Annotated in this window: 10 protein-coding genes; 4 read left to right on the top strand and 6 right to left on the bottom strand. The window is 50.6% G+C overall.

What is annotated here, in order from left to right; translation table 11 throughout:
* Window positions 1–112: 112 nt before the first annotated feature.
* Both yeiB and folE read right to left on the bottom strand, forming a co-directional pair.
* Window positions 113–1,270: a DUF418 domain-containing protein YeiB gene (gene yeiB / locus OGX66_RS19880; RefSeq protein WP_088903266.1), complete on the bottom strand. Its 1,158-nt coding sequence runs from the start codon at window positions 1,268–1,270 to the stop codon at window positions 113–115.
* Between the two features lie 14 nt (window positions 1,271–1,284).
* Window positions 1,285–1,953 (bottom strand): GTP cyclohydrolase I FolE, encoded by a 669-nt coding sequence (gene folE, locus OGX66_RS19875; RefSeq protein ID WP_003027410.1) that lies wholly within the window; start codon window positions 1,951–1,953, stop codon window positions 1,285–1,287.
* A gap of 322 nt (window positions 1,954–2,275) precedes the next feature.
* Here folE and fghA point away from each other — a divergent pair, with 322 nt between their 5' ends.
* Entirely contained in the window at window positions 2,276–3,112 is an 837-nt protein-coding gene (gene fghA / locus OGX66_RS19870; protein ID WP_003027413.1) for an S-formylglutathione hydrolase, read from the top strand.
* On the opposite strand, the gene OGX66_RS19865 is transcribed toward fghA, so the two are convergent.
* Together OGX66_RS19865 and OGX66_RS19860 are read right to left on the bottom strand one after the other, a co-directional pair.
* Window positions 3,113–3,502: a helix-turn-helix domain-containing protein gene (locus tag OGX66_RS19865; RefSeq protein ID WP_003840109.1), complete on the bottom strand. Its 390-nt coding sequence runs from the start codon at window positions 3,500–3,502 to the stop codon at window positions 3,113–3,115.
* Complete coding sequence (locus tag OGX66_RS19860; protein WP_071687535.1) at window positions 3,492–4,862, bottom strand: L-serine ammonia-lyase; 1,371 nt, start codon at window positions 4,860–4,862, stop codon at window positions 3,492–3,494. The genes OGX66_RS19865 and OGX66_RS19860 overlap by 11 nt, the downstream gene beginning before the upstream one ends.
* A gap of 216 nt (window positions 4,863–5,078) precedes the next feature.
* Here OGX66_RS19860 and serB point away from each other — a divergent pair, with 216 nt between their 5' ends.
* The 3 genes from serB to OGX66_RS19845 all read left to right on the top strand — a co-directional run bounded on the left by serB (window position 5,079) and on the right by OGX66_RS19845 (window position 9,639).
* Window positions 5,079–5,966, top strand: a complete 888-nt coding sequence (gene serB / locus OGX66_RS19855) for a phosphoserine phosphatase SerB (RefSeq protein ID WP_057101371.1) — start codon at window positions 5,079–5,081, stop codon at window positions 5,964–5,966.
* Between the two features lie 31 nt (window positions 5,967–5,997).
* Window positions 5,998–7,320, top strand: coding sequence for an MFS transporter (locus tag OGX66_RS19850; protein ID WP_270932497.1), 1,323 nt, complete (start codon window positions 5,998–6,000; stop codon window positions 7,318–7,320).
* Window positions 7,321–7,653: 333 nt separating this feature from the next.
* Window positions 7,654–9,639 (top strand): ligand-gated channel protein, encoded by a 1,986-nt coding sequence (locus tag OGX66_RS19845; RefSeq protein WP_048217325.1) that lies wholly within the window; start codon window positions 7,654–7,656, stop codon window positions 9,637–9,639.
* 64 nt (window positions 9,640–9,703) lie between these two features.
* Here the strand turns inward: OGX66_RS19845 and lysP are convergent, their stop codons facing one another.
* Together lysP and yieE are read right to left on the bottom strand one after the other, a co-directional pair.
* Window positions 9,704–11,173: a lysine-specific permease gene (lysP, locus tag OGX66_RS19840; RefSeq protein ID WP_003027419.1), complete on the bottom strand. Its 1,470-nt coding sequence runs from the start codon at window positions 11,171–11,173 to the stop codon at window positions 9,704–9,706.
* A gap of 195 nt (window positions 11,174–11,368) precedes the next feature.
* Window positions 11,369–12,250 (bottom strand): DNA-binding transcriptional regulator YeiE, encoded by an 882-nt coding sequence (gene yieE / locus OGX66_RS19835; protein WP_003840099.1) that lies wholly within the window; start codon window positions 12,248–12,250, stop codon window positions 11,369–11,371.
* Window positions 12,251–12,297: the final 47 nt, after the last annotated feature.

The following is a 12,297-nucleotide window of genomic DNA, read 5'->3' as shown; positions in this document are numbered from 1 at the left end:
GCAGACACCCCAGGCTGGGTATTTTGTCAGCACAATGAAACGGACTGCGTGAGTGATGTCACAGGAATGAAAGCGCTTACATCCATTTTGTTAATGAATGTGATCCAGATCGTTATCTGGATGTTCGCGGTAATGATGTCCCTGCAGCACGCAGGGTTAATTGACGCCACAGCCATTCCACCGGGCCCTGGCGGTAATAACGTAGCCATATCACTGAGAAAAGTAAGTTAATGACCCAGACCGGGATGACGAAATACTGCAGCTCCAGTCGGTCGAATTTCATAAATAAGCCGAATTGATAGAACAGCGTGGTACAGATTAAGGTTTGTAACAGATAGTTGGTTAATGCCATGCGTCCCACACAGGCGACGGCAATGACCCATTTTAAGCGATTAAGCTGAGGCCAGAAACCAAACATCAACGCGGCATAACCAATGGTTTGCAAAGGGGCACCCAGCTCTCGCGGGGCTTGCAACAGGAAGGCACACCAGCGGTAAGCCCAGTCCAGTTGCCACTGGGCGATAATAGCAGGCAGGTTAATGAGCATCCCAACGATGACCAGCAACACGCCAGTGCGACGATAATGCTGCAAACTGTATTGCCCTTTTAGCCAGCCGCTGCGCATTAATGCCGCGCCGAGCAGCATCATGCCCGCCAATTGCCAGCCGTACTGAGCACCCAACGCCAGCAAGCTATTGGACATCATATCCACGCGATTGCTGATTGCTTCCATTCCGCCGTTCACTTTCCAGTATTTTTCATACAGCAACGCTGAAGCATCCGGCGTCCAGGCGCGGCTGGTTTCGCTCCCGGAGATCACACCCAACAGCAGCAGTACGCCAACGCCCACCAGATACAGCAGCACACCAGTATTAAATAAGCTTTTTACCGACGGCGCATCCCGGATCAGCCGCCAGCAAATCAGGCCGATCAAGCCATATGCCAGCAGGATATCGCCATCCCAGAAGAGTAAACCGTGAATAAAACCCAATAACACCAGCAGCGTAAGCCGTGACTGGATCCAGCGTTTACCGCGTGGGAGCAGCATTTGCAGACCGGCACCGAACAGCAGCGCAAACAGCGTGAGGAATTTTACCTGCGCAAAGAGATCGAGCAGCGCCCAGGTCCAGGCATCGGATAAGGTGATGTCGCCATACCACGCAGGATTGAGATATGCCGCCTTTGGCAAGCCAAAGGCGCTAATATTGAGAAGCAGGATACCTAGAATGGCGACGCCACGAATAAAATCCAGCGTGACATTACGCTCCATGGTTCCTGCCCTAATCAGTTGTGATGACGTACTGCGCGCAGGAATTCCTGACGCGTGTTCTGGCTGGACTTAAACAATCCACCAAGAGAAGTGGTGGTGGTCGCACTGGTCGCATCACGAATGCCGCGCGCTTTCACACAGTAATGCACCGCATCAATCGACACCGCCACATTATTCGTCCCGAGCAGCGTTTGCAGCGCGGTGAGAATTTGCTGGGTCAGGCGTTCCTGTACCTGTGGGCGCTGGGCGAAGAACTGCACAATGCGGTTAATCTTCGACAGACCAATAACCGAATCTTTCGGAATATACGCCACCGTCGCTTTGCCATCGATAGTGACAAAGTGGTGTTCGCAGGTGCTGGTCAACGTAATATCGCGGACCGTGACCATCTCGTCCACCTTCATTTTATTTTCAATGACGGTGATTTTCGGGAAGTTGGCGTAATCGAGGCCGGAGAAAATCTCATCGACATACATTTTCGCAATGCGATGCGGAGTTTCCATCAGACTGTCATCGCTCAAATCGAGATTGAGCAATTGCATAATCTCGGTCATATGGCCAGAGATAAGACGTTTGCGTGTTTCGTTATCCATCTCTTGCACGGGCGGGCGCAGCGGGGTTTCGAGACCACGCGCAACCAGCGCTTCATGAACCAGTGCCGCTTCTTTACTGAGTGATGACATTTCTTCTTCTCCTGCAGGTGGGGCGCCTCTGCCCTGCATGGGGCAAAGTTTTTAGGCTGTATCACAGCCAGAACATTGTGCGTGAGGCGGCGCACATAATCCAGTATTCACCGCGATAATTATTGAAATTGGCACAGCCTTTCAGCTGTAGCAACTTCACTTTCTGTTCAGCCCGGTGACGTCGAGTGTTAATGTAAAGTTATATAGATGATGAAGTATGTTTGCTCAATGCGGAAGTGAAAGTTACTCACAGTGCAATGAATAATCTGTATTATGGTGAGTTCGCAAACACATACAGGTTCAACACAACAAGGAGCCACGCATGGAAATGCTTGAAGAGCACCGCTGTTTTGAAGGCTGGCAGCAACGCTGGCGTCACGACTCCGCCACGTTAAATTGCGCCATGACCTTCAGTATTTATCTTCCACCACCCCGCGATAACGCCCCGCCTCCGGTGCTGTACTGGCTGTCGGGCCTGACCTGCAATGATGAAAACTTCACCACCAAAGCCGGCGCACAGCGCATCGCGGCTGAGCTCGGTATTGTTCTGGTGATGCCAGACACCAGCCCGCGCGGCGAGCAGGTTGCCAACGATGATGGCTACGATTTAGGCCAGGGCGCGGGATTTTACCTCAATGCCACTCAGCAGCCATGGGCAACGCATTTTCGTATGTATGACTATCTGCGTGATGAGCTTCCGGCACTGATTCATTCGCAGTTTAACGTCAGCGATCGCTGCGCCATCAGCGGGCACTCTATGGGGGGTCACGGCGCATTGATTATGGCGCTGAAAAATCCCGGGAAATACACCAGCGTTTCAGCCTTTGCGCCGATCGTAAACCCTTGTCGCGTTCCGTGGGGCGAGAAGGCTTTTAGCGCTTATCTGGGTGAAGATAAAACACAATGGACTGAGTGGGATAGCTGCGCGTTAATGCTGGCCAGTAAGCCCACAGACGCGATTCCGACGCTAATTGATCAAGGAGACAGCGATCAGTTTCTTGCCGATCAGTTGCAGCCCGCAGTGCTGGCGGAAATAGCCCGTCAGACTGCATGGCCAATGACGCTACGCATCCAGCCAGGTTACGACCACAGCTATTACTTTATTGCGTCGTTTATTGAGGATCACCTGCGCTTCCACGCCCAGTATTTGCTGAAGTGATCACCAGTAAAGCGTATTTTCTATTGCCGCGCTGTAGCTCATCTCTTCTGACTGCGGCGCGGACGCTTTACGATTTAGATCGGCCGCCTGTTGGCGTACCTGTAATCTCCCCACGCTCTCACCGCCTTCATAACCTTCGTTAAAATTACGCACTTCAGACTCGAATAAGATTGCATCCAGGTGATGCAACTTATTCAGTGCACGCAACAGGGAGATAAGCGTGTCCAGATTGAGGCCGCCGCCTTTCTCAATGCGTTTAATGGTCGCAATGCCGACCTGTGCGCGGTCAGCAAGTTGCTGCTGCGTTAGCGCCAGAGAAATCCGCGTTTCTCTGATGCGAGCGCATAATGACAAGATGATTTCATCATTATTCATGGTGTTATATTTCATGCCGCCCTCCCCGATTTTTGGGCTGAATTTTCCCAAGGCAGCCGTGATACGTCTCACGGTACTTCGCGCTCATGTCTTTACCCGTTTCATACATGGCGGCAATCACCTCATCGAGCGAAACGCATGGCTCGCTGACACGGCTCATCGCCATCGTTGCGGCGTTAATCGCTTTTACGGACGAAATCGCGTTTCGTTCGACGCAGGGAATTTGTACCTGCCCGCCAACCGGATCGCAGGTCAGTCCGAGATGGTGCTCCATGGTGATTTCTGCGGCATTCAGCACCTGAGCAACTGACGCCCCCATCAGTTCCGCTAATCCGGCTGCGGCCATCGAACTGGCCACGCCGATCTCTCCCTGACACCCAACCTCAGAACCTAAAATAGACGCGTTTTGTTTGAACAGTAGCGCGATGGCGCCAGCGGTGAGGAAAAAGCGGATAACCGATGCGCTATCCAACTTACAGACAAACTTATCGTACCAACTGAGGACCGCAGGGATGATACCGCTCGCACCATTGGTCGGCGCGGTCACCACTCGCCCTCCAGCGGCGTTTTCCTCGCTGACGGCAATCGCAAACGCATTCACCCAGTTGAGGTTGGTGAGAAAGTCGTTAGCAGAGGGTTTCATTGCCAGTAATTTATAGAGCGAGCAGGCCCTGCGCGGCACCTGATATGAGCCTGGCAGTAGGCCTTCAGTATGCAGACCACGATGGACGGCCTGCTGCATTATCGCCCAAACGTACGCGAAATAGTCATGCAACGCCGCCTGGGAATGCACCTGTAATTCATTTTTCATCATTAATGCCGCAACGGATAGTCCATTACGCTGACACAGTTCCTGCAGCTGCGCGGCATTTTGAAACGCAAAAGGAAATGCGTTTTTTTGCGCGGCTCTCTCGGGCGCCGGCTCGCCGGGTTTGCGAACCTGTCCGGCGCCGGTTGAAAACCATGTTTCTTCATACAACGTAAAATAATCATCCCTGGCACGAAACGTCATCGCATAGGGATGGCCAGAATGCGGTTGTTGATTCGGCTTAATCGCGACCGTCACGGTAACTGAAGGAGAAAGCGTCAGGGTGCCGTCCTGTTCAGCACGTTTAATGAGATCCATCTGCTGGAGTAAATCAACATCATCCGGCTGATTGCCCAACAGCCCCAGATAAAGAGCGATATCAACGTTATGACACTTGCGGCTTAATGAGAGCGCGCCGTATAGCTCAACCTCGATTTCTCGCGTTAGCGGTAAGATCTCCTGTAGCTTTAATTGTGAAATGAAGTTAAACGCGGCACGCATTGGCCCTACTGTTCTTGAACTGGAAGGCCCTATGACGACTTTAAAAATATCAATACAACTTTCCATTTTAGACCCATCCCTGTTAGTTAAAATAGAATATACCGCCAGTAGCAACAGACCGTGACGTGTATATCAAAAATGATACCTTTCAGACTTTGTTTATTTATTGGTATAAAAAACAATACTATTTTATCTTTTTTTTAACATTCACATCTGTGATAAAGCAGGATTCAATCGTCACCCCCTACTATTAAAATAACCTTAATTTACAGGAGTGACATAATGGCAATTATTTATTTTATTAGTGCAAAAGATCCTGAAAAACTTCAGGCATGGTTGCACAATACATTTCTAAATACCGAGACCAAACAATATCCGTGCGCACTGGAACAATTATCTATAGCCGCATTCAATAAACCGTATTTAAAATTATCAATACCCGATGAAATATTCACCGATGACATATACAAGAAACTAAGGGCTACATCGTTCACTCAGCAATTTGATTTTTTCCTAAAACCGCAAATCATCCCGACGAACGGGATCATCGCCTTTGACATGGACTCGACGTTTATCGAGGAAGAAGGTGTGGATGAGATCGCCCGCGCGCTAGGCATCACCGATCGGATAACAGAACTGACGCAGCAAGCGATGGAAGGAAAACTGGATTTCAATAACAGTTTCACCCGGCGCATCGGAATGTTAAAAGGGACACACATCCATGTCATTAATGCCGTATGCGATCGGATGACGGCCTCTCCCGGCATCACCACCATTTTGCCATTCCTCAAGCAGAAAGGATTTAAAACAGCGATCATTTCCGGCGGACTGGATATTTTCACCCACCGCTTACAACAGAAATATCAGCTGGACTATATATTTTCAAATACCGTTGAAGTCAGTAATGGCATGCTGACAGATAATATTTCCGCGCCAATCATGAATGCAGAAAATAAGCAAAAAACATTGGCCATGATTGCCGACTCTCTGCAGATGCCTCAGCATAATATTATCGCCTGCGGTGATGGCGCCAACGATATTCCCATGCTCACGTATGCTGGCACTGGTATTGCCTGGCGAGCAAAACCCGCGGTCAGAAATTTAATTACAAATCAGATTAATTTTCACGGATTCGAGTCGCTTTTGTTCTTTATCGAAAATGAATTATAACCCCACAAGCACTGTCTGAAGGGAAGATCATATGAGCTTGAAATCATTTATATTCAGCCAGGCTGATAAGCCGGTTGTAAAAGAAAAAAAAGAGATTGACCATACTTACAAAAAATTCAGGATAGAGATTATTACCTCGGTTTTTATCTCTTACGCGGTCTTTTATTTAACACGTAAAAACTTCTCAGCCGCCATGCCGGCCATGCTGTCAGATACCACTCTGACCGCAGAAGATTTTGCCATCATGTCTTCACTGTTTTACATCCTGTATGGCTCAATGAAGTTTGTTGGCGGCATGCTGGTTGATAAAATCAATCCGAAAGCCATGACCGGCCCGGTGCTCATTGGCGTGGGGATCGTTAATATTCTGTTTGGTTTTTCCGACAGCGTTGCCGCGTTTTATGTGTTGTACAGCCTCAATGCTATCCTCCAGGGCACCAGTTTTCCACCAATGGCAAAGATCATGGCATCCTGGTTTTCCAAGAATGAACGCGGACGTTGGTGGGCGGTCGTTGAAGCGGCGCATAATATTGGCGGTAGTCTCGCCCCACTGCTGACAAGTTTCGCGATTGTCTGGAGCGGTAGCTGGAAAATGGGTTTTTATGTACCGGGCGCAATCTCCTTGCTGATGGGGATCGTAGCGCTCTTTACGATTAAAGACCGTCCCGGGACCTTAGGTTTGCCTAACGTTGGCGAATGGCGTAAGGATCCAACAGAGCTTGCCCAAGTGAAAGCCAGTCCGGTAAATCTCTCCTTTTGGCTGATTTTCGTCAAATATATCCTGATTAACCCATTAGTGTGGATTATTATCATTGGCGATATGTCCGTTTATATTGCCCGCACCATCCTCAATGACTGGCCGCAAATTTACTATTCTCAGGTGCATGGCTGGAGTCTGATTAAAGCCAACTCCATTATCTCGTGGTTTGAAGCCGGTGGACTTGCCGGAGGGCTACTGGCGGGTTACTTATCTGACTTTATGTTTAAAAGTAACCGCTGGATGACAGGCTTAATATTCGCATTAATGCTGTGCGTATGTATTACCTTAATCCCACTGGTTCAGGATACCTCATATACCATTACGGCCATTCTCTTCACCATAATGGGTTTCGCCCTGTACGGGCCGCATATGCTTTTTGCCGTAGGTTGTCTGGACGTCACTCACAAAGATGCGGCGGGATCGATAACTGGCTTCCGCGGATTGTTTAGCTATGTCGGCGCGGCGTTAGCAGGCGTACCGGTGATATTAGTGAAGAACAACTGGGAGTGGTCTGGAGTCTATCTCTATGCCGTGATCGCAATCCTGTTAACCACCTTGTCACTGGCCTTACTCGCCAAATTCCATCGACTATAAGCCAGCCATAACAGGACAGTGGCGCCATCGCCGCTGTCTTTCGGTTGGGTTCTTTCAGCGTCAAAAAGGTGTCCATCTTCTTCATCCCTCCATCATTCCTTCACTTTTTCTCCTTTTTTCTTCCTTCACTATCTTATTGATTAAAAAAGTATTTCACCCCAAATCATATCAAACACAAATGATTTCTATTATCATTTGTGTTTACAAATATTCATACTTTTGTACAATCCTCCCGCTTCTTTACTGAAAAGAGTCCTTAAAAGACAAATACATACAATTGTCATGGCCTTTCACATGACGCGCAGTTTGATTCATTTAAATGGAATGATACAAATGACTATACCTCACGTTAAGGCTGTAGCTGCCGCAGTATGCGTCGCCAGTCTCCCATCACTCGGCCATGCCGCTGAACAAGATACCGTGGTAGTTACCGCTACCGGCTTTGAGCAGAAAATTCAGGATGCCCCGGCTTCGATATCTGTTATTACCAAGCAGCAGATTGAGGACAAAGCCTATCGCGATGTCACCGATGCGCTAAAAGATGTCCCTGGCGTCGTCGTCACCGGCGGGGGGAGCAGCAGCGATATCAGTATTCGCGGTATGGCTTCGCAATACACGCTCTTCCTGGTCAACGGTAAACGCATCAGCACCCGCGGCACACGTCCTAATAGCGACAACTCAGGTATTGAACAAGGTTGGCTGCCGCCGCTTGAATCCATCGAGCGTATCGAAGTCATCCGTGGCCCGATGTCATCCCTGTACGGCTCCGACGCGATGGGCGGTGTCATTAACGTCATCACCAAGAAAGTGTCGAATACCAAAGCCTGGACCGGTTCTCTGCACGGCGATGCCACTTTCCAGGAAGACAGAGACTCCGGCGATATTTACCAGACCAACGCCTATGCGTCTGGGCCACTGATTGACGGATTACTTGGCGCGAAGGTGACCGGGTTATTCTCCCATCGGGCGGAAGATAAAATCCTCAATGGCTACAATGAACAGCGTATGCGTAACGGGGGCTTAACCCTGAACTTTACGCCAGACGATAAAAACGATATCGATTTCGATTACGCACGTGAATTGCAGGATCGCGACAGTACCCCAGGCAAATCTATGGCTGAGGAAAACTGTCGTAACGGAAGCTGTAAGCCGAACAGCAAAAGCGAAAGCAAGTATGTGCACACGACGTATTCTTTAACCCATAGCGGTTATTACGATGACTTCAACTCCACCAGCTATGTCCAGCAGGAAGAGAGCGAAAACCCGGGTCGCAAAATGAAGTCTTACAATACGATTTTCAATAGCCAGAACCAGGTCTTCCTTGGGGCGCATACCCTGACGCTAGGTGGGCAATACCGTTATGAGAAACTGCGTGATAACGGCAACCAGCTGCAAGCGGCTGATGGGCTGAACAAATTGACCCGCTGGAGCTGGGCGTTGTTTGCTGAAGATGAATGGGCCGTTACCGATACCTTCTCGCTGACCGGCGGTCTGCGTATGGATAAAGATGAGAACTACGGTGACAACTGGACGCCACGCGGCTATGGCGTATGGCATCTGAGCGATCAATGGACCTTAAAAGGCGGCGTTTCGGCGGGCTACCGTGCGCCAGACCTGCGCCAGTCATCAGCAAACTGGGGACAGGTCACCGGTGGCGGTCGTCTGAACGGAATCATTGTCGGCAACCCGGACCTGAAGCCGGAGAAAAGCCTCAGCGAAGAAATCGGCTTACTGTGGGATAACGGCGATAACCTCAACGCAGGCGTCACCCTGTTCAATACCGACTTCAAGAACAAAATCACTGAAGTGCGCCGTTGTAACAGCAGTTCCGATCCGGCCTGCACCATCGGCAATACCCATTATGACTTCGTCAGCGATCGCGTTAACGTCGATAAAGCCAATATGCGTGGCGTAGAATCCACCTTCGGCTGGAAGATTACGTCAGACGTCAACTGGACTGCGAACTACACCTACACGGAATCTGAGCAGAAAAGCGGTCAGTTCTCCGGCCAGCCGTTGAACAAAATGCCGAAGCATATGTTTAACACGACGCTGGACTGGCAGGCCACGCAGGATCTCGGTTTCTGGAGCCGCCTGAATCTGCGTGGAAAAACGTCTGAATACCTGAGCCGTACTTCCATGGCGCAGGGTACGCCGTCCTATACGCAGGTCGATGTGGGTTTACGTTACTATGCCACCAAGGATTTGTTGATGACCGCTGGCGTGTATAACGTGCTGGATAAGCAAATCGATTACGATACCTACGACACCGTTCTCGATGGTCGTCGTTACACGGTTGGCATGACTTACAGCTTCTAAGTTTGACGCAATAAAAAACCCCGGCACTCATCATGCCGGAGTTTTTGTTATGCTTTTTATACTGTTATTTCTTCACGCGACCCGGGAATTTCATTTCGCTGTAGCGGACAAAATGGGTTCCTTTGGTCAGCTTATAGCCAAACCAGATAATCAGGAACAGCGGGATACCAATATAGGTAGCCATCACGCCGCCCCAGTCAATGCTGTCTTTCAGGAACGCTTCGTAGTTCTGGCCGAGAGTGATAATCAGGCACAGCACAAAGGCGAAGATCGGACCCAGCGGAAAGAAGCCAGAACGGTACGGCAGATCCTTCACATCGTGGCCCTGCAGCACATAACCGCGACGGAAGCGATAGTGGCTAATGGCGATCCCCAGCCAGGCGATAAAGCCCGTCATCCCGGAAGTATTCAGCAGCCACAGGTATACGGTCTGATTGCCAAACATCGAGGTCAGGAAGCACAGCCCCGCCACCACGGTGGTCGCATACAGCGCGTTACGCGGTACGCCGCCACGAGACAGTTTACCGAAAATACGTGGCGCTTTACCGTCACATGCCAGGGTGTAAAGCATACGCGTGGAAGCGTACATCCCGGAGTTACCTGCAGACAGCACCGCCGTCAGGATAACTGCGTTCATTACCGCTGCCGCGGACAGCAGACCCGCATGCTGGAATACCAGCGTGAACGGGCTAACGCTGATGTCTTTCACATCGTTGCGCAGCAGGCTCGGATCGGTGTACGGAATAATCAGGCTGATAATCAAAATCGCGAACACATAGAACAGCAGGATTCGCCAGAATACCTGACGTACCGCACGTGGAATGTTCTTTTCAGGATCTTCAGATTCACCTGCCGCGATACCGATCAGTTCCGTCCCCTGGAAGGAGAAGCCGACGATCATCGCCACGCCAATCATCGCAGCAAAACCACCGGCAAACGGTGCATCACCGGTCGTCCAGTTGCTCCAGCCCACCGGCTGAGCGCCTTTGAAGATACCGAAAATCATCATTACGCCAACTACGATGAAGATAATGACGGTGGTAACTTTGATCAGTGAGAACCAATATTCCGCTTCACCAAATCCGCGAACAGAAATGTAGTTCAGCAGGAAGATCACGCCGAGGAACAGCGCACTCCAGATCCAACCCGGCGTGTCCGGGAACCACCAGCTCATCACCAGCTGTGCGGCCACCAGGTCAACGGCAATCGTTACCGCCCAGTTGTACCAGTAGTTCCAGCCCAGCGCGAAGCCAAAGCCTTCTTCTACGTAGTTCTGACCGTAGGTGGAAAACGAGCCAGAAACCGGCATATAGGCCGCCAGTTCACCGAGGCTGGTCATCAGGAAATACACCATCAGACCGATCAGAATATAAGAGAACAACGCGCCGCCAGGACCCGCTGCAGAAATAGTTGCACCAGATGCAACGAAAAGACCTGTACCGATGGAGCCTCCAATGGCAATCATCGTCAGGTGACGCGCCTTCAGTTCACGACGTAGCGTGGGCGCTTCTGTGGTTTTAGTTTCGGAAACCATGTGAAAATGCTATCCATCCAAAAAATGAGGCGCGATTGTAGCAGACGAAACGGCATTCTTCCGGCACAAATGCGCTGTTATAAGAGACCTTCATGACTGGCCGCGGATTATAAGTAAAGCAGAAAATAGAGGGTGCAAGGCGGTTAAAACGTAACCGCCATTATGCAAAAAGGAGTCGCTACGACAGTGAACGTCCTATTCCCCCTGCTCTACCTGGTCGCTGTAGTGCAAAAAGCGCGTAATGGCATTGGAGATATGTTTTTGTCGATGATGAACACGCCACAGCGTGCGGACCAAACGTGGAAGCGGCACAGGAACTTCGCTCAGCGTTCCCGCCTGTAACTGCTCGGCAATGACCCGCCGTGACAAACAGCTGATCCCAAGGCCATGGCGCACTGCATGCTTAATGGCCTCGGAGTTACCCAACTCCATTGCCATCTGAAATCTCGGCAAATGAGACAACAGCAGGTAATCCACCAGTTCACGCGTACCCGATCCTCGTTCACGCAGGATCCACGGCGAAGCAGCCAGTTGTTCCAGCGTAACGGGTCCCTTTGTAAGCGGTGACGACGGTGCGGCGAACACCACCAGCTCGTCTTCCAGCCACGGTTCAGAGATAATTTCCGTACTGTGACACGGCCCTTCAATCAGCCCGATGTCTACCCGGAAATCCAGCACCGCATTGATCACGTCCTGGCTGTTGCCCACGCTAAGCTCCAGCGGCAAATCGGGGAAATCATGCCGATAGCGGGCGATCATGGCAGGGAGAATATAGTTGCCAATGGTGCTACTGGCATAAACCCGGATAGCGCCATTATCTTCGCGGAAAAGCTGTTCGATTTCGGTCGTTTGCTCAAGTAGCGCCAGCGCCCGTGGGTAGAGCAAGCGCCCGTGTTCGTTGACCACCAGTCGTTTACCAACACGGTCAAACAGTTGCACGCCGAGTTGCCCTTCCAGATCGGTAAGTGCCGCACTCACCGCCGACTGCGACAATGCCAGCATGACAGACGCCTGGGTCGTTGAGCCGCTTTTTAATACCTCAGCAAACACTTCAAGTTGTCGCAGGGTGATATGCATAGTCGTTTTCCACCGGATAACCGTTACTTATACCCTAAATAATTCGA

This window comes from Citrobacter sp. Cf072, from assembly GCF_030334485.1.
GTDB lineage: Bacteria > Pseudomonadota > Gammaproteobacteria > Enterobacterales > Enterobacteriaceae > Citrobacter > Citrobacter freundii.
This window is presented reverse-complemented; position numbering and strand designations above follow the sequence as displayed.

Coding starts and splice junctions, on each gene's coding strand:
- yeiB (WP_088903266.1), bottom strand. CDS start 1,270: ATGGAGCGTAATGTCACGCTGGATTTTATTCGTGGCGTCGCCATTCTA.
- folE (WP_003027410.1), bottom strand. CDS start 1,953: ATGTCATCACTCAGTAAAGAAGCGGCACTGGTTCATGAAGCGCTGGTT.
- fghA (WP_003027413.1), top strand. CDS start 2,276: ATGGAAATGCTTGAAGAGCACCGCTGTTTTGAAGGCTGGCAGCAACGC.
- OGX66_RS19865 (WP_003840109.1), bottom strand. CDS start 3,502: ATGAAATATAACACCATGAATAATGATGAAATCATCTTGTCATTATGC.
- OGX66_RS19860 (WP_071687535.1), bottom strand. CDS start 4,862: ATGGAAAGTTGTATTGATATTTTTAAAGTCGTCATAGGGCCTTCCAGT.
- serB (WP_057101371.1), top strand. CDS start 5,079: ATGGCAATTATTTATTTTATTAGTGCAAAAGATCCTGAAAAACTTCAG.
- OGX66_RS19850 (WP_270932497.1), top strand. CDS start 5,998: ATGAGCTTGAAATCATTTATATTCAGCCAGGCTGATAAGCCGGTTGTA.
- OGX66_RS19845 (WP_048217325.1), top strand. CDS start 7,654: ATGACTATACCTCACGTTAAGGCTGTAGCTGCCGCAGTATGCGTCGCC.
- lysP (WP_003027419.1), bottom strand. CDS start 11,173: ATGGTTTCCGAAACTAAAACCACAGAAGCGCCCACGCTACGTCGTGAA.
- yieE (WP_003840099.1), bottom strand. CDS start 12,250: ATGCATATCACCCTGCGACAACTTGAAGTGTTTGCTGAGGTATTAAAA.